The 25059-nt window shown below is 71.0% G+C and carries 17 protein-coding genes and 1 other RNA gene; 10 read left to right on the top strand and 8 right to left on the bottom strand.

Translation table 11 applies throughout. The annotated features are described in order from the left end of the window. Positions 1-6 precede the first annotated feature (6 nt). From INT49_RS18215 to INT49_RS18200, 4 genes are all read left to right on the top strand, one after another. Entirely contained in the window at positions 7-918 is a 912-nt protein-coding gene (locus INT49_RS18215; RefSeq protein ID WP_319021696.1) for a carbohydrate ABC transporter permease, read from the top strand. Between the two features lie 216 nt (positions 919-1134). Continuing rightward, a complete protein-coding gene (locus INT49_RS18210) occupies positions 1135-2484 on the top strand; it encodes an extracellular solute-binding protein (protein ID WP_193119168.1) in 1350 nt (449 codons plus the stop codon). Between the two features lie 295 nt (positions 2485-2779). Further along, the gene (locus INT49_RS18205; RefSeq protein ID WP_193119167.1) at positions 2780-3910 is read left to right on the top strand and encodes an ABC transporter ATP-binding protein; all 1131 of its coding nucleotides are present in this window, start codon (positions 2780-2782) and stop codon (positions 3908-3910) included. Further along, positions 3910-4998, top strand: a complete 1089-nt coding sequence (locus INT49_RS18200; RefSeq protein ID WP_193119166.1) for an ABC transporter permease — start codon at positions 3910-3912, stop codon at positions 4996-4998. Before INT49_RS18205 ends, INT49_RS18200 begins: the two co-directional genes overlap by 1 nt. Before the next feature lie 25 nt (positions 4999-5023). Here INT49_RS18200 and INT49_RS18195 read toward each other — a convergent pair whose 3' ends face one another. Together INT49_RS18195 and recR are read right to left on the bottom strand one after the other, a co-directional pair. After that, entirely contained in the window at positions 5024-6757 is a 1734-nt protein-coding gene (locus INT49_RS18195; protein ID WP_193119165.1) for a hypothetical protein, read from the bottom strand. Positions 6758-6776: 19 nt separating this feature from the next. Further along, entirely contained in the window at positions 6777-7370 is a 594-nt protein-coding gene (gene recR / locus INT49_RS18190; protein ID WP_193119164.1) for a recombination mediator RecR, read from the bottom strand. Positions 7371-7540: 170 nt separating this feature from the next. On the opposite strand from recR, the gene INT49_RS18185 reads away from it, so the two are divergent. Continuing rightward, complete coding sequence (locus INT49_RS18185) at positions 7541-8875, top strand: glycoside hydrolase family 125 protein (protein WP_193119163.1); 1335 nt, start codon at positions 7541-7543, stop codon at positions 8873-8875. A 209-nt stretch (positions 8876-9084) separates the two neighbouring features. Further along, positions 9085-9615 carry a transcriptional regulator gene (locus tag INT49_RS18180; RefSeq protein ID WP_193119162.1) on the top strand — a complete coding sequence of 177 codons (531 nt, stop codon included), beginning with the start codon at positions 9085-9087 and terminating at the stop codon, positions 9613-9615. A 94-nt stretch (positions 9616-9709) separates the two neighbouring features. Here the strand turns inward: INT49_RS18180 and INT49_RS18175 are convergent, their stop codons facing one another. Both INT49_RS18175 and INT49_RS18170 read right to left on the bottom strand, forming a co-directional pair. After that, complete coding sequence (locus tag INT49_RS18175; protein ID WP_193119161.1) at positions 9710-13348, bottom strand: DNA polymerase III subunit gamma and tau; 3639 nt, start codon at positions 13346-13348, stop codon at positions 9710-9712. Positions 13349-13380: 32 nt separating this feature from the next. Next, positions 13381-14976 (bottom strand): hypothetical protein, encoded by a 1596-nt coding sequence (locus tag INT49_RS18170; protein WP_193119160.1) that lies wholly within the window; start codon positions 14974-14976, stop codon positions 13381-13383. Positions 14977-15213: 237 nt separating this feature from the next. On the opposite strand from INT49_RS18170, the gene INT49_RS18165 reads away from it, so the two are divergent. The 3 genes from INT49_RS18165 (at position 15214) to INT49_RS18155 (ending at position 19102) form a co-directional block, all read left to right on the top strand. Beyond that, on the top strand, positions 15214-15696 hold the full coding sequence (locus INT49_RS18165) for a VOC family protein (RefSeq protein ID WP_193119159.1): 483 nt from the start codon (positions 15214-15216) through the stop codon (positions 15694-15696). 67 nt (positions 15697-15763) lie between these two features. Then, complete coding sequence (locus INT49_RS18160; RefSeq protein WP_193119158.1) at positions 15764-17266, top strand: dicarboxylate/amino acid:cation symporter; 1503 nt, start codon at positions 15764-15766, stop codon at positions 17264-17266. A gap of 522 nt (positions 17267-17788) precedes the next feature. Beyond that, positions 17789-19102: an MFS transporter gene (locus INT49_RS18155; RefSeq protein ID WP_193119175.1), complete on the top strand. Its 1314-nt coding sequence runs from the start codon at positions 17789-17791 to the stop codon at positions 19100-19102. Between the two features lie 58 nt (positions 19103-19160). Here the strand turns inward: INT49_RS18155 and INT49_RS18150 are convergent, their stop codons facing one another. The 3 genes from INT49_RS18150 to ffs form a co-directional block, all read right to left on the bottom strand. Continuing rightward, positions 19161-20552: a TIGR01777 family oxidoreductase gene (locus tag INT49_RS18150; RefSeq protein ID WP_193119157.1), complete on the bottom strand. Its 1392-nt coding sequence runs from the start codon at positions 20550-20552 to the stop codon at positions 19161-19163. A gap of 124 nt (positions 20553-20676) precedes the next feature. Then, positions 20677-21630, bottom strand: a complete 954-nt coding sequence (locus INT49_RS18145) for a CPBP family intramembrane glutamic endopeptidase (protein ID WP_193119156.1) — start codon at positions 21628-21630, stop codon at positions 20677-20679. A gap of 190 nt (positions 21631-21820) precedes the next feature. Next, positions 21821-21917, bottom strand: an RNA gene (ffs, locus tag INT49_RS18140) — signal recognition particle sRNA small type. A 299-nt stretch (positions 21918-22216) separates the two neighbouring features. Here ffs and INT49_RS18135 point away from each other — a divergent pair. After that, a complete protein-coding gene (locus INT49_RS18135; protein WP_193119155.1) occupies positions 22217-23761 on the top strand; it encodes an alanine/glycine:cation symporter family protein in 1545 nt (514 codons plus the stop codon). Positions 23762-23846: 85 nt separating this feature from the next. Here the strand turns inward: INT49_RS18135 and INT49_RS18130 are convergent, their stop codons facing one another. Next, a complete protein-coding gene (locus INT49_RS18130) occupies positions 23847-24851 on the bottom strand; it encodes an aldo/keto reductase family protein (RefSeq protein WP_193119154.1) in 1005 nt (334 codons plus the stop codon). Between the last annotated feature and the right edge of the window lie 208 nt (positions 24852-25059).

The following is a 25059-nucleotide window of genomic DNA, read 5'->3' as shown; positions in this document are numbered from 1 at the left end:
ACAGCGATGACCACCCCCAACACCCCCACCGAATCCGCCACCCCCGCCCGCTCCCGTCGGCCCCGCAGCACCGGCTCGATGCAGGCGCGCACGCTCGCGGGCTACGCCGGCACCTACGTGGTGCTCGCCGTGGCCGCCGTGCTCACGCTCGGCCCGTTCCTGTTCTCCGTGATGACGGCGTTCACCTCGAGCCGGCAGTTCGCGCAGGAGGGCCCGCTGACGATCCCCGCGCCGCCGGTGCTGGAGAACTTCATGGCTCTCTTCGCTCCGTCCGAAGGGGCGGACGGCTTCGTGACCCCGGTGGCGGTGACCGTGCAGATGGTCGCCGTGATCCTGGTGGGGCAGATGGTGTTCTCCGTGCTGGCCGCCTATGCCTTCGCCCAGCTCCGCTTCCCGGGCCGTGACCTGCTGTTCTGGGTGTACGTCGCGACGCTGATGGTGCCGCAGGTGGTCGTGGTGGTGCCGCTGTACCTGATGATGAGCGAGATGGGCCTGCGCAACACCTTCTGGGCGCTGATCCTGCCGTTCGTGCTCGGCTCGCCCTACGCGATCTTCCTTCTGCGGGAGAACTTCCGCGGCGTGCCCAGCGAGCTGATGGACGCGATGCGGATCGACGGCGCGGGCACACTGCGCCTGCTGTGGCACCTGGTGGTGCCGCTGAACCGGCCCATCATCGTGACCCTCGTGCTGATCACGGTGGTCACGCACTGGAACAACTTCATGTGGCCGATGGTGATCACGTCCGGTCCCGAATGGCGCGTGATCACGGTGGCGACCTCCGCGCTGCAGTCGCAGTACAACAACAACTGGACCCTGGTGATGGCCGGCACGACGCTCGCGATGCTGCCGCTGGTGCTGCTAATGATCGTGTTCCAGAAGCAGATCACCAGCTCCGTGGGCGACACGACGATGCGCTGACCAGCCGTCGCCCCTCAGCGGAAGTCAGCCTGCCCCGGCTGCACCTCGGCCTGGCTCCGGCCGCACCCCGACCGCGCTCCGGCCTCACCCGGCCGTATGTCACGCCGTATGTCGCGCCGCGTCTCGATTCGACGACTTCGAGGCCGGGCCCCGCACGGGAGCGGCACAATGGAGCCATCACCTGCGCCGCGTCTGCGGCCTTCGGAAGGACACCCCATGTTGAAGCGTCGCACCCTGCTCTCCTCCTTCGCCGCCGCGGGCCTGCTCGGCACCGCGGCCGCCTGCTCCCCCTCGAGCGATGGCGGGGGCGACGGGGGTTCCGGGGGCTCGGACGGCGGGGGCGGCAAGGGCTCTCTGACCTTCCGCCTCTGGGACGAGAACGCCGTGCCCGCGTACGAGGAGTCGTTCAAGGCCTTCACCGCGGACAGCGGCTGGAACGTGACGATCGACCTCGTGCCCTGGGCCGACTACTGGACCCGTCTGCCGCTGGACGTGGCCAGCGGCGATGCGGCCGACGTGTACTGGATGAACTCCGCGAACTACGTCCTGTACAAGGACTCCGAGGACCTCCTGGACATCAACGAGGTCGTGCCCGACGGCGCCGCCCAGTGGGAGAAGAGCGTCGTGGACCTGTACACGCGCGACGGCGGCCTCTGGGGCGTGCCGCAGATCTGGGACTCCATCGCCGTGTTCTACAACAAGGCTCTGGTCGAGGAGGCCGGCGTGGACCCGTCGGCCCTGGCTTTCGACCCGACCGCCGAGACGGACGAGCTGCGCGACGCCGGGAAGGCTCTCACGCTCGACAAGGCCGGCAAGCACCCCGGCGAGGACGGCTTCGACGCCGACGCCCGCGAGCAGTTCGGCTTCAACTCGCAGGCCGACCGGCAGGCGATCATCGGCCCGATGCTGGCCTCCAACGGCGCGCAGTGGCAGGACGAGAACACGTACACCTTCGCCTCCCCCGAGGGCATCGAGGCGTTCCAGTACATGGCCGACCTGGTCAACGTCGCGGAGATCGCCCCGAGCGCGGCGGACACCAACGAGAACGGCGCCTTCACGAAGGACCTGTTCATCCAGGGCAAGCTCGGCCTGTTCCAGTCCGGTCCGTACAACCTCTCGGCGATCGCCGAGGGCGTGGCCGACTCCTTCGAGTGGGCGCTCGCGGCCCCGGTCGCCGGTCCCGAGGGCGCGAAGTCGCTCGTGCACGGCGTGGTCGCCGTGGGCAACGCGAAGGCCGACGACGAGCAGCAGGAGGGCATCACCGCCCTGCTGACCTGGCTGGGCAGCCTCGACGGTCAGCTGCCGCTGGCCGAGAAGGGCGTCTCCTTCCCCGCGCACGTCGACGCGCAGGATGCCTTCCTCTCCTTCTGGGAGGAGAAGGGCATCGACGTCAGCGTGTTCGTCGACGCGGCGAAGAATGCCGCGGAGGCGGACATCGGTGCCCGCGCCAACGCCGGGCTCACCGCCGCGATCCCGATCTTCCAGGAGGTCTTCATCGGCCGCCTCACCGCCGAGGAGGGCATCCCGCAGGCGCAGGACGAGGGCAACAAGGCGATGTCCGAGTGAGCAGTCCCAACTGACACCACGCCTCGGGGTGGGGCTCGCCGGCAGCGGTGGGCCCCACCCCGTTGCTCTGCCGGGTGCCGGGGCGCGCTGCCCGGCGCTCGGTTGCTCCGCCCGGCGGCTGGTCGCTCGGGCCGACGCCTCGTCACCGCCCCCTTCACGATGTCCCCACGATTCGTGTCCGGAACGTGCCCCTTGAAACGTTCTCCGTGCAGGTCACCCCGTGGCACGCTGTGGTCATGACGCAGAATGCGTCCCCGGCCGGGGGAACCGCCGGGTTCCATAGGGGGAAGCGCAGATGGACAGATACGACTACGACTCGACGCAGCCGTCGCCGTCCGGCTCGGGGGAGCCGAACAGCAGGCCGGGTCCCGACAGTGCCGTCACGGCCCCGGGTCCGGGCGCCCAGCACCACCCGGGCGCCCAGCACCAGCCAGGCGGCCAGAGCCACCCGGGCGGCCTGGTCCACCCCTCTCAGCAGGGCGCCGGCATCGTCTGCGAGCACGTCAGCCGCTCCTTCGGATCGGTGCACGCCGTACGGGACCTGTCCTTCGTGGCGCCCCGCGGCAAGGTGACTGCGCTCGTGGGCCCCAACGGCTCGGGCAAGTCCACCCTGATGCTGATGCTCGCCTCGCTGCTCGCCCCGGACCAGGGACGCGTGCTGCTGCACGGCATCGATCCGTCCCAGGACTCGCCGGCGGTGCGCGCGATGGTGGGCTGGATGCCCGATCAGTTCGGAGCCTGGGACTCGCTGCGCGTGGCCGAGGTGCTCGAGGTGATGGGACGGGCGTACTTCCTGCCCACCGCCCAGGTGCGCACCCGGGTGCAGGAGCTGCTGCAGCTCATGGACCTGGTTCCGCTGGCCCAGCAGCCTGCCCATGTGCTCTCCCGCGGCCAGAAGCAGCGCCTGGGCCTCGCCCGGGCCCTCGTGCACGGTCCGCAGATCCTGATCCTCGACGAACCGGCTTCCGGCCTCGACCCGGCCTCCCGCCGGCGACTGCTGAAGGTGGTGCGGGAGGTCGCCGAGAACGGCTCCACCGTGCTCGTCTCCAGCCACATCCTCACCGAGCTCGAGGAGATGGCTGATCACGTCGTCTTCCTCGACGGCGGTCATGTCGTCGACTCCAGCAGCGTGCGCGACCTCGCCGCGAGGCCCAGGCCCTGGCGGGTCGAGTCGCTCGATGCGAGCTCCCTGTCGCGGGCCCTGGGTGAGCTCAGGGTGCATCACCACGGGGTCGTGGATCCCGCGCACACCACCAGCGGCCACGCCGAGACGGTGGTCGATCTGCCCGATGAGGCCACCGCCGCCCGGCTCCTGGCCGACCTCACCGCGAAGGGCGCCGCCGTGGTCTCCTTCGGCCCGGCCACCGGCCGCCTCGAGGCGGCCTACCTGGCGACCGACGCCGCGAACCGTGAAGGAGCGCTCTGATGAGGAACGGGACCTTCTCCCTCCGGCCGCGCGGACTGTGGCTGGTCACCGCCCTCGAGCTGCGGCAGCGGATCCGTTCCGTGCGCTGGTACGTCGCGCTCGGCGTGTGGACCGTGGTGCTGCTGGGGCTGGGCCTGCTCGCCCTGGCCCCGGCCCTGTACACCTCCCAATGGGTCACGGTCGCACCGGTCGCGCGGGTGATGTTCAGCCTGCAGATGGTCCTCGTGCTGATCGCGATGCTGCTGGTCACGCCGGCGTTGTCCGCTGGCTCGATCAACGGGGACCGCACCGCCGGCACCCTCGCCACCTTGCAGGCGAGCCTGCTCAGCCCGATCGAGATCGTGCTGGGCAAGCTGCTGGCGGGGATCCTCACCGGACTGGCCTTCATGGTCCTGGCGATGCCGTCGGCTCTGCCTCTCGCCCTGCTCGGGCACGTCAGCGTGCTCTACCTGCTGCGGGTCGTGGTGATGATCTGCTTCCTGACGTTCTGTGTGACCGCGCTCGGCCTGGGCCTGTCCGCGATCACCCAGCGCCAGCTCGGCTCGGTGGTGCTCGCCTACGTGCTGGTGTTCGGCGTGACCATCGTGGGTCCGATCCTGTGGGGCATCTCCGCCACGTTCCTCACCACCGAGCGCGAGGTCACGACCTACCACACCGAGTTCGACTACGAGACCTCGACCGACACCGGGATCTGCGTCGCCGAGACCAGGACCCGGTCCGTGTGGCGGATGGACCTCGCCCAGCCCGTGATGTGGCCCAACCCGCTGATCATGCTGGCCGAGACGGCGCCCACGATCGACGTGGACCAGGACTGGGACCAGTTCGACGACGGCCGCACGCCGGACGCGCTGACCATCATCAAGTTCGGCATGCGGGAGGTCTCGAGCCCTCCGCACCCGTCGGACTACAACAACTGCGATCCGGAGGACGAGAACTATCCGGAGGACCTCGGGACGCCGACGAGCATCCCGATGTGGCCGATGGGCATGGCGGCCTGGGGAATCGTCGCGCTCATCTCCCTGGCGGTGTCGGTGCTGCGCCTGGCGGTGCCGATCAAGCGCCTGGGCGCCGGGACGCGGATCGCCTGATCTGCGGGGACGACGGGCGACGGGCTCAGCGCTCGCGCAGGCCGGTCATCGAATCCGGGATCCCATGGCGACCGCCCTGCCCGTCGGCCCCGTGCCGTCCGTCGGCCCCGTGCTGCCCGTCACCGGATCCGTCCCCGCGGGTGAACGGCGAGCCCTCGCCGCCGAAGTCCGGCAGGGTCCCGGCGGCGAGGTCCGCCTGCCGCACGGCGGTGTCCTTCGCCCCCGGGGCGCTGTCGTCGACCCAGAGCCGCTCCCCGGAGGCGTCGAGGTCGAAGATCGCCAGGGCGTGGTCGCCGCCCTGCGCCTGCAGGCGACGGCGCTGCTCGGCCCGCACCGCCGGGTCCTCGGCCCGCTGGGCACGGGTACCGATGTCGGGGGCGACCAGCGAGTGCGGGGTCTCGCGACGCATGTAGTCCCCGGCCGGTCCGTAGAGCACATCGCGCAGGCCCCGGCGCATCGCGGCCGACGCCCCGGCGCCCAGCAGCGGGATCAGCGTCAGGCCGCCCACCACGATCCACACCCAGGCCAGCGCGGTGGCGGCCCCGAGCAGTGCGAGCACCACGGCGAACAGGACCAGTCCCAGCAGCGTCAGCGCGGCGCTGAACCAGCCGGTCAGCGCCACCACCAGCGCCTCCCAGGGATTCACCCGCTTTCGGTGCTCCCACGACGGATAGGTGCGCTGATCGATCACGGCGCTCCGTTGCCCCGCGGCGGCGAGCACGGCGAGACCGGGCGCGAACGCCACTGCGAGGGCCACGAGGGCGAGCACCGGAACGCCCACGGCGACCATCTGCCAGCGCAGCGCGGAGCGCACCTGGACCAGATCGCTCTGCAGGAGACCGTTGAAGGTGATGACCACGTCGGCGATCCCGAAGATGATCACGCCGAGGCCCGCGGCGGCAGGGGCCACCCAGGTCAGGGAGGCGCGGGTGATGAGGGCCAGCGAGGTCAGGGCGCCGCGCGGGGTCAGGGCGCGCCGGGCGGCGGCGGTGCCGGGGTTCGGGGGCAGGTGCCGACGGTCCTGTCCGAGCACCTGCGCGGCGGCGGCTCGCCGGGTCACGGGGTCACGGTCCAGGCGCCCGGTGGTCTCCAGGGCTGCGGCCGGTTCGATGCCCAGCACCGTCGGGGCGCTCACCGTGCGGCGCACCAGGATCCAGGCCAGCAGGAGTGCGCCGACGGCCAGGGTCCAGGCCATCAGCTGACCCGCGCCCAGTCCGCTCCAGGGCTGCGGGAGCCCGACGGCGACGCTGAGCGGCAGCGCCGCCACGGCGAGGACGCTCGGGCCCAGGAGGAAGGCGGTGATCCGCGTGGCGACGTCTGCTTGAAATCCGCGTTCGCTGAGGTGACGCCGGGGATCCATGCCCGCGATCGCGCTCGGCGCCAGTGCGGTGACGGCCAGGCTCACCACGGTGGCGAACAGCGGGAGCAGGAAGAACGCCGCCCAGAGGCCACCGCCGGTCAAGCCGAGCTGGGCGGTGGTGGCCCGCAGCATCGCCGGCTCCCCGAGGGAGACCAGGAGGGTGAGGAACCAGAACGTCGGCGACGCGCCGACGACATACAGGACCAGCAGCACGTACCAGAGGCCCAGGAGGAGCAGTCCCGGGGCCCAGGAGATCCGCAGCAGGCGGCGACGCAGCGCGGACTTCGAGTCGGCGATGATCTCTGCCGGGGGCACCAGGTGGGTCGCCTCGCGGGGCAGCTCGCGGGGAGCCGGCAGGTCGGTCAGCGGCGGCAGGGCCTGCGAGTACGGGGAAGTCATCGGGGCTCCAGCTCGACTCTCACACGGTGCGACGGCCCAGGAAGGCCCGGCCGAGGGTCATCTCGTCGGCGTAGTCGAGGTCGCCGCCGACGGGCAGGCCGGAGGCGAGACGGCTGACGGTGAGCTCGAGCGGTCCGAGCAGCCGAGAGAGGTAGGCGGCCGTGGCCTCGCCCTCGATGTTGGGGTCCAGGGCGAGGATGACCTCCTGGGTCTCCCCCGACCCCAGGCGGCTCATCAGCTGGGTGATGCGCAGATCGTTCGGGCCGACGCCACCGATCGGGTCGATCGCCCCGCCGAGCACGTGATAGCGGCCCTTGAACTCGCGGATCTTCTCGATCGCGACGATGTCCTTGGACTCCTCGACCACGCAGATGATCTCGCTGGTGCGACGGGGGTCCGCGCAGATCCTGCAGGTCTCGTCGGCCGAGACGTTCCCGCAGATCTCGCAGAAGCGCACGGTGTCCTTGACGGTCACCAGCACCTCGGCGAGCCGGCGCACAGAGGCGTCGTCGGCGTCCAGCAGATGGAATGCGATCCGCTGAGCCGACTTGGGGCCGATGCCCGGCAGCTTGCCGAGCTCGTCGATGAGGTCCTGGACGATGCCTTCGTACACGCCCTCAACTGTAGTTGCCCCGCCCGACCGAGGACGCCTCCCCCGACGTGCCTCCGAGCACGTCGCGTCGCGGTTCGCGCCTGTCGGCGTCCGAACTGCGCACAATATGTCCATCGCCATGACATATTCGGTTACCCTGAGCCGACCAGCCGATCGCGATGAGGAGCCCCATGGTCCAGCTGCCCCCCTCCCTGCTCGACGCCGTGCACGAGCGGATCCTCAGCGGCCTGGGCGAATCCGCCCAGCGCGCGGAGATCGCCCATCGGGTGGTGACCTACCTGCGCAACACCGCCGAGACCACGGTGAATGTCGAGGAGGACGGCACCACCTTCGTGATCACCGGCGACATCCCGGCGATGTGGCTGCGGGACTCCGCCGCCCAGCTCACCCCGCTGCTGCGCCTGGTCATCGCCGGGGTCGGCACCGGGGAGGACCGCACCCAGCTGGTCGCCCTGCTGACCGGCCTGCTGCGCCGCCACTGGCAGTACATCGTCATCGATCCGTACGCCAACGCCTTCAACCGCACCGCGGATGCCTCCCAGTGGGACAGCGACGACACGGAGTTCGACAGCCCCTGGGCATGGGAGCGGAAGTTCGAGCTGGACTCCCTCTCCTACGGCCCGGATCTCGCCTGGCGGGTCTGGAAGGCCACCGGGGACACCACCTGGGCGACCGCGGAGTTCGTCGACGCCGCCCGCACGATCCTCGCCACCGTGCGCACCGAGCAGCACCACGAGGAGCGCTCCGAGTACTTCTTCCGCCGCGCGAACTGCACACCCCAGGACACCCTGGCGCGCGAGGGCCGCGGCTCGCTCACCGCGCCGAACGGCCTGGTCTGGGCCGGGTTCCGACCCAGCGACGACGCCTGCGAGCTGGGCTACAACATCCCTGGCAACCACTTCCTGGCGCTCTCCCTGGAGCGGCTGGGGGATCTGCTCGAGGAGGTCGCCGGCGAGGCGGAGGACGCCGCGGAGGCGCGCCGGCTCTCCTCCGAGATCCGCGAGGCGCTCCAGCAGCACGGTCTGATCGAGGGGGCCGACGGGACGCAGATCTGGGCGTACGAGGTCGACGGCCTGGGCCATCACGTGTTCCTCGATGACGCGAATGTGCCCAGCCTGCTGGGCCTGCCCTACCTGGACTGCGTCGCGGCCGACGACCCGACCTACCTCGCCACCCGCGCCGCGGTGCTCTCGCGGCAGAACCCGTACTACTACGCGGGCCCGTACCTCGAGGGCGTGGGCTCGCCGCACACCCCCACGGACCATGTGTGGCCGATCGGGAAGAACATCGAGGGACTCACCTCGGCCGATGATGCCGAGCGGCTGCGGATCCTCGAGCAGCTCATCCGCACCGACGGCGGTACGGGGATGATGCACGAGGGCGTGCACGTCGACGATCCGTCCACCTTCACGCGGGAGTGGTTCTCCTGGTCGAACTCCATGTTCTGCGAGCTGGCGCTGGATCTGGCCGGGGTGCACCGGGAGGTCGGCGCCGCCGCCCGGTGACGGGTCGACCCTAGCCTGCCGTCGGGCCCCGCGGCGGACCCTGGATGGCCGGCGCAGCTGCGGGATCTGGACGGCGGGCCCGCCAGCCGGACCTGCACGGCAGACGCACAGCGACCGTACTGGTCAGACCCGGGCTGGAGGGGTACGGTCGAGCCCGGGCCGTCGCATCATGCACGGCCCGTTCGCGACTCTGAACAGGACTTTGCACGATGTCGTCGTTGCCGCATCCCTATGACTCCGCCGAGCCGGCCACCGCATGCCGGGTGACTGACGCCCCGGAGATACCCACTGCGGTGGTGTCCCAGCGTGACTTCCCGATGTACCAGATGTCGTCCTTGATGGACGGCACCTTCACCCACCTCAGCGCGGCCCTGGAGGACGCAGGGATCCACCCGATCGGGCCGGCTTTCGCGCTGCACCACCGGGCGCCGGTCTCGACCGCGGATGTCGAGGTCGGGTTCCCGGTCGACGCTCCCCTCACCGAGCCGATCACTCTGGCCAGCGGCTACGAGGTCATCGCCTCGGCGCTGCCTGCCGGGCGCGTGGCATGGGTCAGCCACGTGGGCGGGTACGGAGCGCTGGCGGAGAGCTGGGGTGCGTTCACCGAGGAGATCGGCGAGTCCGAGGAGCAGATGACGTACCCGTTCTGGGAGTTCTACGTGACCCCGCCGACGCCCGGCACGAACCCCTCGTCCCTGCGCACGGATCTGTTCAGCCTGCTCGAGCCGCGCTCGGACTGATCCTTCGCGACCGACGGGCTGGTCCGTCGCTGCCCGCGTGCAGATCCGTTGCGGCCCACGCGCTGATCCTTCGCGACCCAGGTCAGGCGAGGGGTCAGTACCTGTCGGTCTCGTCGATGACCTCGAGCACCTTGCCGCCGAGGATGGTCTCGATGACCTCGCGGCCGTTGCGCTTCGAGACCACGGCATCGTCGTCGTCGCGCGTCGCGCCGCCGGTCGGATCGGCGTCGACCGGGGGCTCCTCGGGGCCTCCCTGGTGCCCCCGGGTGCGCAGCCCTGCTGTGCGAGAGGCCTGTGCTGCTTCGCGGACCAGCGCCGCACCGCTACGGGCAGGTGCGCCGGCCGGAGCGGCGCCGGTCGGGGCGGTGCCGGTCTGGACTGCGTCCGTCGGAATCGCCGACGGACCGCCCTGACCTGTGGAGTTCTTGCCGGAGGAGTCCTGACCCGAGAAGTGCGGGCCAGAAGAGTCCTGCCCGGACGGTCCGGACTGCCCGGAGCCTGGAACGGCGACCGTCGCCGTGCCCCAGGAGGCGGCCGCGCGCGCAGTGGCCGATCCGGAGGCGGACTCGGAGGCCGAGTCAGCGGAGGCAGGCTGCTCGGAGGGTGCCTCGGGCGCCTGGCCACCCACCGCGCTCTCCGCGGAGTCGGCGAGTCCCTCCCCCTGTTCCTGGCCGGACGTGCCGCCCAGCCCTTGGTCGGGGCCGTTCGGGGGGTCGATCGGATCCGTGCTGCTCGCCGGTGCGTCCGGTGTCGCGTCGGGACGGGGGACTCGTGAATGGACGACCCGGCCTTCCGCGATGGCCTGCTTCAGGGCGTTCTGCCCGAAGGTCCGGGGCTCGTCGGCGGGCAGGGAGTCGCGGCCGTCGTCGTCGACGACGGGGATCTCGCCGGCATCAGCGGTGCCCGCGGACGGAGCAGGGGCTGATTCGGAGGCTGACCCTGCGGAGGTTGCCTGCGGAGCCGGGGCCGAGCTTCCGGTGCCGGGCTGAAGCGCATCGGACCAGCGCGGGGTGCGCCCCGGCGACGAGGCCGGAGACTGCGGGCCACCCCCGTGGCGAGCGACCGGTGCGCTCTGCGCTGAGTAGTCGTCGGGCGGGTAGGAATCCTCGGGATCCGGCGGGTACGGATCATCGGGTTCCGGGGCGAACTCCTCGACACGGTCTGCACCGCCGGGGGCGGTCGCGCGCCCGCGCGAGGCTCGTGCGGCGGCCTGCATCGCGCGATCTGCGGCGCGCTGGCCGGCCGAGGCGGGCGGTTCCTCCGACGGGGCCTGCCCACCGGGCGCCGGCGCACCACCAGGGGCTGTGGGGGCTGACGGCGCGGCAGCAGCCGAGGGTGCCGAAGCGGAGGACGGGGCGGAGCCGGGGCCCTCCGGCACCGCGGCAGGAGCCGCGGTGGGAGCCGCAGAGGCTGCCGTGGCGGCTCCCCCGGCCGGCGGTGCCATCTGGGCCACGGCGTCGCCCCACGGAACAGGCGCGCTGCTCGGAGCGGCACCACCCTGCCCTGCGGCGCCGCGACCGTCATCGCCGCCACCCGAGCCGTCCTGTCCGACGGCCTGCTCCCACGAGCCGGACTGTCCCGACCCGCTAGGAGCCTGCTGACCAGCACCGTCCTGGGGGCCGCCGGCTCCGCGGGGAGCACCGCCCGCCGTGCCCCCGGGGCCCGACGACCCCGGTCCCGACGACCCCAGTCCCGAGGAACCCGGTCCGGACGTCCCTGGTCCCGACGAGCCTGGTCCTGCCGATCCCGGTCCGGAGGAGCCCGGTCCTGAGGAACCCGGCCCTGAGCCACCGGGACCCGGATCCTCTCCGACGACAGCGTCGACCGAGATCTCGACGTGCATGATCCGGCGCACGGCATCGGCCAGGTTCTCTGCTGCCGTGCCCCGGTGGAACGCTGCGACCAGGCCTTCGGTGCGGAACCCGATGAGGAGCGTCGAGCCCTGGGAACCGTGCACGTGCCCGTTCTGCCCGACGAGCGCCCAGCTGGGACGACGGATCTGCGCGAGCTCGTCGAGGATCGCGGACCAGTGCTCGCGCACGGCATCCGCGTTCAGTCCCTGCGCTCCTCCGGCGTCCGGTGCAGCGGGGGCGGGAGCGCTCTGCGGGGCGGATGCCTGCGGGGCAGCGTGCTGCGGCGCGGCCTGCTGTGAGGCCGCCTGCTGCTCGGTCTGCTGGGGGGCCGGTGGCTGCTCCTGCGCGGCGCCGCTCTGCGGACCGCCCTGCGGAGCGCCGCCCTGCGGGGAAGCGCCCTGCGGGGCAGCTGCCTGCGGGGCGGATCCCGGCTCCAACGGGCCACCTCCCGGGCGCGACACCGGAGTGTCCCAACCCTGCGAGGACGTCGCGGCGTCAGCCCGGCCGTCGGGCGCCTGGGGCTGGCCCTGGCGTTCCGTCGACGGGGCCGGCGTGCGCCCGCCGCGAGACTGTCGTGCGGATTCGGCCTTCTCCTGCGCGATGCGTCGAGCCTCCTCGCGCCCGGAGGAGCCGCCGACGGCAGCACCCGCACCTGCACTGGGAGCCTGCGCGCCGCGACCCGGCGCTCCCTGCCGACCTCCCGCGAGCGGCTGCCCACCAGCCGGCTGGTTCCGCCCGGCCGGGGCGCTGCCGTCGCCCGCGGCAGCCAGCGCGGCACGCTCGTCGCGCAGCACCAGACGCGCCGCGAGCAGCTCGAGGTGCAGTCGCGGCGACGTCGCCCCACTCATCGTGGAGAGCGTCTCGTGGACCAGGTCGCCGCACTGCGAGAGATCCGCCGGTTCGAAGCGGCCGGCCTGGCCGACCATGCGCTCGAGCTCATCGGCAGGGACCTGCGGCAGCAGATCCTGGCCGCGGTCGGGGACGGCCGCCAGGATGATCAGATCACGCATGCGCTCGAGCAGGTCCTCGACGAACCGGCGCGGCTCGTGGCCGGTCGCCAGCACGTGCTCGACCGCGGCATACAGCGCGCCGGCGTCCCGCTCGGCGACCGCCGTGATGGCGCTGTCCAGCAGCGCGGTGTCCGTGAAGCCGAGCAGGGCGATCGCGGTCGGGAAGTCCAGACCGTCCTCGCCGGCGCCGGCCATGAGCTGGTCCAGCACCGACATGGAGTCACGGGCGGACCCGCCTCCTGCGCGCACCACCAGCGGCATCACGCCCTCGCCGACGTTCACGCCCTCGGCGACGCAGACCTCCTCGAGGTACGGGCCCAGCACCTGCGGCGGGATCAGCCGGAAGGGGTAGTGGTGGGTGCGCGAGCGGATGGTGCCGATGACCTTGTCCGGCTCGGTGGTCGCGAAGACGAACTTCACGTGGTCCGGCGGCTCCTCCACCAGCTTCAGCAGGGCGTTGAACCCGGCCGAGGTCACCATGTGGGCCTCGTCGATGATGAACACCTTGTAGCGGTCGCGCACGGGCGCGAAGGAGGCGCGCTCCCGCAGCTCGCGAGCATCGTCCACACCACCGTGGCTCGCGGCGTCGATCTCGACCACGTCGAGGCTGCCAGCGCCGCCGTTGGCGAGGTCGCGGCAGGAATCGCACTGACCGCACGGGATGTCCGTGGGACCTTCCGCGCAGTTCAGGCAGCGCGCGAGGATGCGCGCCGAGGTCGTCTTGCCGCAGCCTCGCGGCCCGGAGAACAGGTAGGCGTGACCGATCCGGCCCGCGCGCAGCGCACGCTGCAAGGGCGTGGTGACGTGGTCCTGGCCGATCACCTCGGCGAAGGACTCGGGACGATAACGACGGTACAGAGCTGTGGCCACCGGTACAGGCTAGTTGAGGCGCCCGACCTTCCTCACCGTTGGGGACGAGCAGGTTCTGTGGAGGACCGGTCCGAGGGCGTCGGATCTCCTCGATCAGCCCCGTTCTCCTGCGCGGTGTCCTGCGTGTTCTCCTGCATGCTCTCGCGTGTGCTCGTGGTCTCCTGCGTGCTCGCGCCCGCGGTGCACGGGGTCCTCCCGCCGTCCTCCGTCGCCCGGGCGCCTGCGGTCACCGTGCCGTCTGCCGTGTCCCCGACCTCCACGGGCCCGTCGTCGTCGGCGGTCTTCCCGGCGTGCGCCTGCGTGGCGGCCCGCGTCGCATCGAGCTTCTCGCGGCGATGGCGCAGGCTCCCGAAGGTCACCAGGAACGCGATCAGCACCACGATCACCGGGAGGGCGGCGTCCACGACCCACTCGGGCACGGAGAACGGCAGCGAGAAGTCCGGGATCCACCCGAACAGCAGATCCGTCAGCCAGTTCCAGGCCTCCCCGATGGGGCGGAGCACGGCGGCGATCGCCGACCTGATCGGCGCGAACAGCGCGTCGAAGAACTCCACGACCGGACGCACCAGCTCGCCGAACCAGGTGCGGACAGGCTCGGTGGCCTCGGAGATCGCGTCGACGACGGGCCGCACCCGGGCCTCCACCCACTCCTGCACCGGATCGAACAGGCCGCTGAACAGGCCGCCGACACCGAGCAGCGGGATCAGGAAGCCGGCGGCCTTCGCCAGCGCGGAGAGCATTGCGTAGCGGACGGGATGCGCGATGCGCTTCTCATCGCGCACGGCCGACGGGCTGTCCTCGGCGGGCACGAGCAACGTCTTGTCCAGACCGTGGCGCACATCGACCTCACCGGCGCCGCCGAGCCCGGCGGTGTGCACCGAGATCACCTCGGCATCCGTGAAGCCTGGAACCTCTCGGTCGTCCTCGTCACCGCGTCCGTCGTCGCCGTCGGCGCCGGTCTGGGCGCCGTCCCCGTCGGCGGCGTCGTCGCGTTCGTCGGCGGCGTCGTCGTCGTCCATGACTCGGCGACGCACCGTGCAGCGCACCACGGTGAAACTCTCCTCGAGGCGGAACTGCAGGGCATCGGAGCCTGCGTCGGACCCGGAGTCAGCGTCGGTGTCGGCGTCGGCGCGCGCATCGGCCTCAGAGCGAGGGTCGACGTCGGTCCCTGTCTCCTCCTCGGCGTCCTGCTGCGCCGACCGCTCAGCTTCCTGCGCGGCCGCCTCCTTCTCATCCTCCTGCGCCGACTTCTGGTGCGCCTTCAGGGCCGCTTTCCGTGCTTTCTCCTCCGCGGCCGGATCGTGCTCGACGCCGTCGATGACCACCGTGAAGGATGAGTCGAGGAGCCGGTGGCGCACGCGCACCAGGTAGTCGTGGCCGTCGGCGCGGCCGCGGTACTCGACGTCCGACGCGAACCGGGTGGGCTCCTGCGCGCCGAAGGGCTTCTCCACGTCGCCCTCGGTGCCTTCGTCCTCGGCGTTCTCCTCGGAATCTTCTTCGGCATCTTCCTCGACGTCAGAGCGCGGGCCGACGACGGCGCGGGCCGTCTCGTCGTCGGCCGGCGCGGCGGAGTCGCGTGCAGTGGGGTCACGCACAGCGGGGTCATGCACTGAAGGTCGCTCGTCCATGTCCCCACGATGTCAGCAGCCCGCCCCCGCATGCATCGTCCGCAGGTCTGTGACCGGCCACGTCAGCATCAGCCGAACGGACGAGACCGTGAGGACGAGACTGCTGGCACGGCGCCGCGAGCACGACGCCTGAGCACGCCTCCGGAAGCACGACCCCATGAACACGACTTCTCGCGACCGACAGCGCGCAGCGGCAATTCCGTTGACCTGCGACCGGCGCTCCCGAAGACTCTTCTCATGAGCGTCCGCCACTCCCACACCAGCATCGACTGCCACGACGCCTTCGCCCTGTCCCAGTGGTGGCTCCGCATCCTCGAATACGCGATGGACCCGGAGGATCCGAACCTGCCCGGGCACGAGGAGTGCGCGATCCACGATCCCGAGACCGGGCACACGCTGCTGTTCCTCGAGATCCCCGACGACGAGCTGCCGTCCAAGCGGATCCACCTCGATGTGCGCCCTCGCGAGCGCACGCAGGAGCAGGAGATCCTCTGGCTCGAGCAGCAGGGAGCGGTCGCGGTCGCCGATCACCGCGACCAGTACGGCCCGGGGTCGGGATGGCTGACCATGGCGGATCCCGAGGGCAACCAGTTCTGCGTGCTGACGTCCGACGCCGAGCGGGCCGCGATGGCGTCACCGCGCGACGACGCAAGTGCCGCCGATGCACCTGCTGAGGCGAGGACCGACGGGAACGCCGATGACTTCCCCGAAACCCCCTAGTTCTCCTAATGTGATCGCATAGCGTTTTGATTGAACTCGTGACGAGGTCCGCGTAACGTCGCCTGCCGTGAGCACATCCACCACCTCCTCCCCCACGACACCGCGGCGCACGCGCAACCCGCTGCGCGCGATCGTCCGCATCCCCTTCGGCTGGCAGGTCCTGATCGGACTCGTCCTCGGCGTGGTCCTCGGCCTCGTCGCGGCCCAGATCGGCCCCGTCACCGCCACGGACGCCAACCCGGACGGCGCGAACTGGCTGACCACCGCGCTGAACACCATCGGCACGATCTTCGTGACGCTGCTGAAAGCGCTGGTCCCGCCGCTGATCTTCCTCGCGATCATCACCTCGATCGCCAACCTGCGCGGCGTCACCAACGCCGCCCGGCTCGCCGGGAAGACCCTGCTCTGGTTCGCCATCACGTCGCTGATCGCCGTGTCGATCGGTATCGCGCTCGGCGCCGTGACCTCCCCCGGCGCGAACTCCGGCGTCTCGGCGGACGCCGCCCAGGCCTCGGACACCCAGGGCGGCTGGATGGACTTCCTCACCGGCCTCGTCCCCACGAACTTCCTGGGCATCGAGGGCAGCGCCGGGGACGACGGCACCGTCTCGCTGAGCTTCAACGCCCTGCAGATCCTGGTCATCTCGATCGCCGTGGGCATCGCGGTGCTCTCCGTCGGCGAGAAGGCCGAGCCCTTCCTGAAGGTCACCGGCTCCGCGCTGGAGATCGTCCAGAAACTGCTGTGGTGGGTCATCCGCCTCGCCCCGATCGGCACCGTCGGCCTGCTCGGAAACGCGGTGGCCAGCTACGGCTGGAACGCGATCGGTCAGCTCGGCGTCTTCGTCGCCGACGTGTACATCGGCCTCTTCCTCGTGCTGCTGGTCGTCTACCCGGTGCTCCTGAAGCTCAACGGCCTCTCGATCGGCTCCTTCTTCCGCGGTGTGTGGCCCGCGACCTCGCTCGGCTTCGTCTCCCGCTCCTCGCTGGGCACCATGCCGATGACGCAGTCCGTCACCGAGCGCATGGGCGTGCCGCGCCACTACGCGAGCTTCGCCGTGCCGCTGGGCGCGACCACGAAGATGGACGGCTGCGCCGCGATCTACCCGGCCCTGGCCGCGATCTTCGTCGCGAACTTCTACGGTGTGCCGCTCGGCGTCACCGACTACCTGCTGATCGTGCTGGTCTCCGTGCTGGGCTCGGCCGCGACCGCCGGCATGACCGGCGCGACCGTGATGCTCACGCTGACCCTGTCCACCCTGGGCCTCCCGCTCGAGGGCGTGGGCCTGCTGCTCGCGATCGACCCGATCCTCGACATGGGCCGCACCGCCCTGAACGTCACCGGCCAGTCCCTGGTCGCCGTGATCGTCGCCAAGCGCGAGAAGATCCTCGATCAGCCGGCATACGACGACGCCCGACGCACCTCCTTCCAGGCCATCCAGGCCGAGGAGGCGCAGGACGCGCGGGATGGGCAGGACGCTCAGGACGCTCACGACGGAGCCGACGCGGAGGCACCTGCTGACGCGGGCTCAGACACGGACTCGGACCGCGAGAAGCAGCCCGCCACCGCCTGACCGGCGCCCACGGGCCGCTCCTGAAGGGCCCCGCCCAGCCTCGCTCGCTCCGCCTCGCCCCGTCTCGCCTCGCCCCGGAGCGCGACAGACCGCGACAGACCGCAACGCGCCGACCGAATCCCTCGATCTGTACCGCCACCGGTACATATCAGTGGTCTCGGTCGGCGCGTCCGCGACGGGGTCCCGCAATGGAGTGCGCCCGCGTCGAGGAGCGACCGGGAGCGTTCGCGACGGGGAGCGCCCGCATCGAGGAGCGACCGGGAACGCCCGCGTCGGGTCGGCCCGCGTCCAGGACCACCCGAGAACGGCACCGCCCAGGTCGGGTACGCCCGCGACCGGGAGCGCGTCGTCCCGGGTGAAACCGCGCACCGCACACCCCGGAACCCTGGCCCAACCCCCGCGCCGCCCCTAGAGTGAGGCTGTCAGATCGGCCCGGCTCCACGGGCCTCCGCACGTGCATCTACCTCGGGTCCCTCGGCGGACCGTCCAAGGCGGCACCCACCGTCCGGAGCTTCGATGTCCATGCAGCAGACCACAGCCCCCACCGAGCAGCAGTCCTCCCCGACCCTGCGCGGCGTCGCCGGGGCCGCCTACTTCCCGATCGCCTTCGTCGCCCGTTTCCCGTTCGCGATGATGGTCGTGGGCACTCTGACCCTCGTCGTCTCCGCCCGCGACTCGATCGCGCTGGGCGGGTTGAACTCCGCGGTCGTCGGCCTGGGCTCCGCGCTCGTCGGCCCCCTGCTCGGTGCCGCCGCGGACCGGATCGGCCAGCGCCCGGTCATCCTCGCCTCCGGGATCGTGAACTCCCTGGCCCTGCTCGCGATGGCCGCGGTGGCGTTCAGCGCCCTGCCCGACGCGGCGGTGCTCGCGGTCGGCTTCCTGATCGGTGCCTCGTCGCCGCAGATCGGCCCGCTCTCCCGCAGCCGCCTGGTGCAGCTCATCCTCACCCGCCTGCCCTCCCACCGTCGGGCGAAGAGCCTCAACGGCACGATGGGCTACGAATCCGCGGCCGACGAGACCGCCTTCGTGTTCGGCCCCGTCGTGGTGGGCCTGCTCGCGACCACGCTCAGCCCCGCCGCCCCCATGATCGGCGCCGCGGTGCTGACGCTGTTGTTCGTGACCGCTTTCGCCCTGCATCCCACGGCGAAGGTCGCGGCACCGACCACCGAGGAGCCCGTCGCGCAGGCTCCGGCCCGCGAGCTCTTCACCCTGCCCGTGGTGGTGGTCGTCGCCGGCGCGCTCGGCGTGGGGCTCTTCTTCGGCACCGTCCTCACCTCGTTGACGGCCTTCCTCTCCGACACCGGCCACGGCGACTCGGCGGGGCTCGTCTACGGCGTGATGGGGGTGGGGTCCACGATCCTGGCCCTGAGCATCACCCTGTTCCCCGAGCGGTTCCGGCTGTACGCGCGCTGGCTCACCTTCTCCTCGCTGATGCTGGCCGCGATGCTCGCCTTCGGCCTCGCGGGCGGCCTCACCGGGCTCATCGCCGCGATGGCGGTCGCCGGGATCGGGATCGGGCCGACGGTCGTAACGCTGTACAGCCTCGCTGCGGAGCGCAACCCACAGGGACGTTCCGCGACCGTGATGACGATGCTGGGCTCGGCCACGATCGTCGGCCAGTCCGCAGCCTCCGCCGTGACCGGCGCGGTCGCCGAGAGCTCCGGGTCGCAGGCATCCATGTGGCTGCCCGTCGGCGCCGCCGCTCTCGTGGTGCTGGCCGCCCTCGTCAATGCGCTGGCCTGCCGCACGCCCGCGGGCACCGAGATCTCCGCGGCCGACGAGGACGTCCTCGAGGAGGCCCGGCGACTCACCGAGCTGCCCTCCGAGCACCTCTGATCCGGTACGGATCGTCCAGCACGCCAGATCGTCCCTGACAGCGGAACCCGCGGAGCCGTCACCGCCACAGCACGTGTTGCAGAGCCTGCTCGAGAGTGGTGTGCGCGGCGCGGAACCCGCTCGCCTGCAGGCGGGCGTCCGAGACGTTCTGGTCGGCCTGGATGAGCTCGTCCGCCCCGTCGGCCCCCAGCAGGAGCTTCGGCCCGAACGCCGGGACCGGCACCACGGCCGGCCGGTGCAGCGCCGCGCCGAGAGTGCGCGCGAACTGCCCGGCGGTGACGGGCTGCGGGGCGACGGCGTTGAGCGGTCCGTGCACGTCCGTCGAGAGCGCCGCATGGGCGTAGACCCGCACGATGTCGTCCAGGGTGATCCACGAGGTCATGGCATCGGCACTGGTCAGGCGCCCACCCACCCCCGCGAGGAACATCGGCAGCTGCGGCAGCAGCGGCCCGCCCCCGTCGGACAGCACGAGAGAGGTGCGCACGAAAGCGGTGCGGATCCCGGCCTCCGTCGCGGCATGGGCTGCGTGCTCCCACTCGCGCACCAGATCGGCGAGGAACCCTTCGCCGCCCGGATCGGCCTCCGTGAGCAGCTCGCCCGGACGGCGCGGACCGTAGAGGCCGATGGCGCTGGCCTGCACGAGGGCCGAGGGCCCGTTGTCCATGTTCGCGAGGGTGCGGGCGATGAGCGCCGAGCCGTGCACGCGGGAGGAGCGGATCTCGCCGCGGGCGCTGTGGGTCCAGCGGGTGGCGATGGAGCGACCGGCGAGGTGGATGACCACGTCGACGCCCTCGAGATCGGCGGGGTCCAGGCGTCCGCTCTGCGGGTCCCAGGAGATCTCGTCCGGGCCGACGTCCTCCTCGCGGATCATCCGTCGCACGGTGTGCCCGCCGGTCTCGAGCAGGGCGGCGAGCTGGGTGCCGATGAGCCCGGAGGATCCGGTCAGCGCGATCGTGCGTCGGGGCTGGTCGGCGTAGCGAGCGTGGAAGGCGAGGTCCTCGCGCAGCTGCCGGTCCCGGAACCGGAACACCCGCTGCATCTGGGGGCCCAGCAGCGGCTCGAGGCGCTGGAGGCGGGCGGGAAGCTCGACCTCGAGGGTGTCCCGCACCAGGGTTCCGCCCTCGGAACCGGGATCGGACAGGAGACGATGCTCGTGGCTCCAGGTGCGCCAGGGTCCCCGCACCTGCTGATCGACGAACCGGGCCTCGCCCTCGACATCTCTCTGGTGCTCGCGGTGGCGCAGGATCCAGTGCGGGCGCAGCAGCGACGGCAGGGCGGACGGTCCCAGCCGGGTGCCGACGACGCGGCCCACCTGCAGGCCGCCGGCCGTCGGATCATCCGGCGTGGCGAGGCCGGGCGGGGTGAGGCGCACCAGTGCGCCGGGCCGTTCGTGCCAGGCCAGGACCTCGGCCTGGGGGAAGGGGATCCGATGGGTGGTCTCGATCTTCATGACTGCTCCCTTCCTCGGCGGCGCCGCACGCTCAGGCGGTGCAGGTCCTCGCCGGTGGTGCGCTCCACGCTACGCACAGCTTGCGCCCTTGACCAGGGCCTGCCGTGCACACTGCCCGGAGACGTCAGCTCGGGCGCGGATCTGTGCGGTCCGGGGTCCCGGCAGGTGCGGTCGTCGACGTGATCCCCGCCGGCGTCAGCCCGTCAGCCACCCGCAGGATGACCCACGCGACGCCGAGCCACAGGGCCCACGAGCTCAGATCCATGACCCACAGCAGGGTCGGATCGACGGGGCCGAGGACGTTCTGCTCGAGCGCGACCCGCAGGCTGTTCAGCAGGCCGTGCCCGATGATCGCCGCCCAGGCCGTCCCGGAGAGTCGGCGGAGCACGGAGAGCAGCGGCGCGACGGCGACGATCGTGCCGAGGTAGCTGACCATCTCGCGACCGGACAGACCCAGCGCGAGCACCACCGGAAGATGCCACAGAGCCCACAACCCGCCGATGGCCAGCGACATCCGCCAGAAGCCGAGCGGTTCGAGCGTGCTCTGCAGCCACCCGCGCCACCCGGCCTCCTCCCCGATCGCGAAGACGGCCTGCGTGGCCAGGACCACCGGCACCGCGAGCAGCAGGCCGAGCAGGGGCGGAGCGTCCGCGAGGGGGGACGCTCCGCCGACGACTCCGATCAGCAGGCGGGCCACGGGCACCAGCGTGAAGGCGGTGATCGCGGCGAGCACCGCGATCAGCAGGGCTCTGCCCGAGGGCACGTGCAGGGCGAGGGAGCGCCACCAGAGCTCATCGCGCCGGCGCACGAGGAGCGCCGCGAGCAGCGGGGACAGCTGGGCCAGGGGCACCACCAGGCCGAGCGCCGACTCGGGCAGCAGACCGGTGGCGAGGGGGATCGAGAGGGCGGTTGCGACCGCGGTCGCGATCAGGACGAACAGGCCGACGCGCGCCGGCGAGTCGATGACTGCCTGAGGCGCCGCGGGGGCCGGTGACCAGTGCCGGGAGGCGGGTGCGCCGGGATCGGAGGGGACGTCCGGGACGTCGGGATCGGTGGGGACGACGGGGCGGGAGGACATCGGGGGCTCCTGGGGCCGGGTGCGGCGCGCCTGGTGCGACCGCAGCGTCGATGTCCACGCTAGGAAGTGCCCGCGAGCTCCGGTACGGGGAGGTCCGCCGTGCCGAGCGGGGGCAATCCCCCTCGGGTCCACCCGGGGTCACGCCGACGGGGCAGGACGCGCCGCCGGGACGGAACACGTCGTCAGGGCATGAAGCGACCCCTCGTGCACCTGCCAGAGCTCACCTGCCCTTGCTGCCGTCAAGCCCTGGGGGAGTTCAGCAAGATGACACCGCACGAGGGGTCGTGTCCCAGTGTAGCGGCTCTATCGCATGCACTTCGAACCTCGCGAAGGCGATCCCGCGCACATCGTCCCGCTCGTCGGCTCCGCCCTTCACCGTGGGCAGATCGCCGGGCTCCGAGGCACCTTCTCCTGGGAATCCCCGAGTAGTTTCACGAGCAATCAGGTCACGACCGTGCAACACGCTCGGGATAGCGCGCTTTTCACGGCCCTGTTCAGGTAGGTTCCCTCCAGCACATTCTCGGTGACCCAGGTCACCACCCGCGGTGCCGATGCTGCCACCGCTTCCCCTGACCCTGGAGGTTTCATGCCCTTCGATACCCTGATCACCGGGGCGAACAACCTCGTGTGGTCCCTCCCCTTGGTCGGTCTACTGCTGATCACCGGCCTGTACTTCTCGCTCCGTACTCTGTTCCTGCAGATTCGCTGCATCCCCGACATGCTCGAGCAGCTCAGAAAGGGCGAGTCGTCACCGGACGGCACGTCATCGCTTCAGTCGCTCATGATGTCCCTCGCAGGCCGCGTCGGCATGGGCAACATCGGCGGCGTCGCCACGGCGATCGCCCTCGGCGGCCCCGGCGCCGTGTTCTGGATGTGGCTGATCGCCTTCCTCGGCGCGGCGACGTCCTTCATCGAGTGCACCCTCGGCCAGATCTACAAGGAGAAGGACCTCGACACCGGTGAGTACCGCGGCGGCCCGGCGTACTACATCGAGAAGGCCTTCAAGCACACCAAGGCCGCTCCGGCCTTCAAGGCCTACGCGATCGTATTCTCGATCGTCACCGTGATCGCCATGTGCTTCTTCCTCCCGGGCGTGCAGGGCAACGGCATGGCGTCCGCAGCGTACGAAGCGTGGAATCTTCCCCACTGGATCTCCGCCGTAGGCGTCGTCATCCTGCTGGCCTTCATCATCATCGGCGGCGTGAAGCGGATCGCTCGCTTCGCCGTGATCGTCGTACCCGTGATGGCGATTCTTTACATCATCGCCGCAATGGTGGTGTTCTTCGTGAACTTCGACCAGATCGGGCACGTTTTCGGCCTGATCTTCTCCAGCGCTTTCGGTGCGCACGCGATGTTCGGCGCGATCGTCGGCAAGGCCGTGGAGATGGGCGTCAAGCGCGGCCTCTACTCCAATGAAGCGGGACAGGGCACCGGCCCGCATGCGGCAGCCGCCGCTGAGGTCTCCCACCCGGCCAAACAGGGCTTCGCTCAGTCGTTCGCCGTCTACATCGACACCCTGTTCGTCTGCACCGCGACCGCGTTCCTCATCATCTCCACGGACATGTACCAGGTGTTCCAGGGGCCGGAGGAGACGCTTCTCTACGAGGGGTCGGTGCCGGCCGGTACCGACTACGGTCCAGAGTTCTCTCAGAACGGTTTCGAGACCGTGTTCCATGGCCTGGGGCCGACCTTCGTGGCGATCGCACTGTTCTTCTTCGCCTTCACCACGATCGTCGCCTACTACTACATGGCCGAGGTCAATCTGACGTACCTCAACCGCTGGATCCCGAACCGCCTGGTGCGCCGTGCCCTGGTGCGGGCTCTCCAGGCGCTCATCCTGGTTGCCGTGGTCTACGGCTCGGTGACCACCACTGGCAACGCGTGGGCGCTCGGCGACATCGGCGTGGGTGCGATGGCCTGGCTGAACGTCGTGGCGATCCTGATCCTGCAGGGCCCCGCTCTGAAGGCTCTCAAGGACTACCGGCAGCAGAAGAAGCAGGGGTTGGACCCGCAGTTCGACCCCCGCAAGCTCGGCATCAAGAACGCTGAGTTCTGGGAGCTGCGCGCAGACGGCCTGAACCGGCCGGGCAAGAGCGGTGAGCAGCTGAAGAAGGAGACGACCGACGTCTGACACCGCCTCCGCGGATCCCCCCCCACCTGCAGAACGGCCGACCCCCGAGGGGAGCGGCCGTTCTGTCATGGCGCAGGCGCCGGCCTCAGCTCAAACGCTGCGCCGGAGAGACGGTCTTGGCGGGATCGGTCTCGGGGATGTCACCGAGCACCCCGTCGATGCGCGCCTTCACGTCGGCATCGAGCGTGACGCCGGCGGCCTTGACGTTCTCGGTGATCTGCTCGGGGCGGGAGGCGCCGATGATCGCGCCGGCCACGTTGTCGTTGCTGAGCACCCAGGCCACAGCGAGCTGCGCCATGGTCAGGTCGAGCTCCGCGGCGATCGGCTCGAGGCGCTGCACCGCCTCGAGGACCGGGTCGTCCAGGAAGCGCTTGATCATGTCCGCGCCGCCCTTCTCGTCGCGGGCGCGCGAGCCCTCGGGGGCCTCGGCGCCGGGCTTGTACTTGCCGGTGAGGATGCCCTGGGCGACGGGCGACCACACGATCTGCGAGATGCCGAGCTCGCGGGAGGTGGGCACCACGCGCTCCTCGATCACGCGCCACAGCATCGAGTACTGGGGCTGGTTGGAGATCAGCTGGATGCCGAGCTCGCGGGCCAGCTGGTGGCCGGCGCGCAGCTGATCCGCGTTCCACTCGGAGACGCCGATGTACAGGGCCTTGCCGGAGTGGATGACGTCGGCAAAGGCCTGCATCGTCTCCTCGAGCGGGGTGGCGTCGTCGTAGCGGTGCGCCTGGTAGAGGTCCACGTAATCGGTCTGGAGGCGGGAGAGGGAGCCGTCGATCGACTCGCGGATGTGCTTGCGCGAGAGGCCGGTGTCGTTGTGCCCCTTCCGGCCGGTCGGGAAGTACACCTTGGTGAAGATCTCGAGCGACTCGCGCCGCTCACCCTTCAGCGCCTCGCCGAGCACGACCTCGGCCGCGGTGTTCGCGTAGGTGTCCGCGGTGTCGAAGGTGCTGATGCCGGCGTCGAGCGCGGCGCGCACACAGGCCCGTGCCCGCTCGTCCTCCACCTGCGAGGCGTGGGTGAGCCAGTTGCCGTAGATGATCTCGCTGATCTTGAGGCCGCTGCGGCCGAGGTGACGGTGTTCCATACCGTTCAGCCTACGGTCGCCGCCCAGGGCTTACGATGGTGATCCACGTCATAGCGCGGCCGTCGGCTCCCCGCGGACCGACCGGACCGGCCGCGCCCCTGTCTCGACGACGAGCACCGAGGAGAACACATGACCGCCTACGCACACCCCGGAACCGACGGAGCGAAGGTCACCTTCGCGCAGCGGTACGAGAACTACATCGGGGGCC

This window comes from Brachybacterium tyrofermentans (assembly GCF_014897585.1).
GTDB classification, from domain to species: Bacteria; Actinomycetota; Actinomycetes; order Actinomycetales; family Dermabacteraceae; genus Brachybacterium; species Brachybacterium tyrofermentans.
The sequence above is the reverse complement of the archived record's forward strand: the minus strand, read 5'-3'. Positions and strand labels throughout refer to the sequence as shown.

Excerpts from the sequence above, each read along its gene's own strand:
- INT49_RS18215 (WP_319021696.1), top strand. The coding sequence starts at position 7 with ATGACCACCCCCAACACCCCCACCGAATCCGCCACCCCCGCCCGCTCC.
- INT49_RS18210 (WP_193119168.1), top strand. The coding sequence starts at position 1,135 with ATGTTGAAGCGTCGCACCCTGCTCTCCTCCTTCGCCGCCGCGGGCCTG.
- INT49_RS18205 (WP_193119167.1), top strand. The coding sequence starts at position 2,780 with ATGGACAGATACGACTACGACTCGACGCAGCCGTCGCCGTCCGGCTCG.
- INT49_RS18200 (WP_193119166.1), top strand. The coding sequence starts at position 3,910 with ATGAGGAACGGGACCTTCTCCCTCCGGCCGCGCGGACTGTGGCTGGTC.
- INT49_RS18195 (WP_193119165.1), bottom strand. The coding sequence starts at position 6,757 with ATGACTTCCCCGTACTCGCAGGCCCTGCCGCCGCTGACCGACCTGCCG.
- INT49_RS18185 (WP_193119163.1), top strand. The coding sequence starts at position 7,541 with ATGGTCCAGCTGCCCCCCTCCCTGCTCGACGCCGTGCACGAGCGGATC.
- INT49_RS18180 (WP_193119162.1), top strand. The coding sequence starts at position 9,085 with ATGTCGTCGTTGCCGCATCCCTATGACTCCGCCGAGCCGGCCACCGCA.
- INT49_RS18170 (WP_193119160.1), bottom strand. The coding sequence starts at position 14,976 with ATGGACGAGCGACCTTCAGTGCATGACCCCGCTGTGCGTGACCCCACT.
- INT49_RS18165 (WP_193119159.1), top strand. The coding sequence starts at position 15,214 with ATGAGCGTCCGCCACTCCCACACCAGCATCGACTGCCACGACGCCTTC.
- INT49_RS18155 (WP_193119175.1), top strand. The coding sequence starts at position 17,789 with ATGCAGCAGACCACAGCCCCCACCGAGCAGCAGTCCTCCCCGACCCTG.
- INT49_RS18150 (WP_193119157.1), bottom strand. The coding sequence starts at position 20,552 with ATGAAGATCGAGACCACCCATCGGATCCCCTTCCCCCAGGCCGAGGTC.
- INT49_RS18145 (WP_193119156.1), bottom strand. The coding sequence starts at position 21,630 with ATGTCCTCCCGCCCCGTCGTCCCCACCGATCCCGACGTCCCGGACGTC.
- INT49_RS18135 (WP_193119155.1), top strand. The coding sequence starts at position 22,217 with ATGCCCTTCGATACCCTGATCACCGGGGCGAACAACCTCGTGTGGTCC.
- INT49_RS18130 (WP_193119154.1), bottom strand. The coding sequence starts at position 24,851 with ATGGAACACCGTCACCTCGGCCGCAGCGGCCTCAAGATCAGCGAGATC.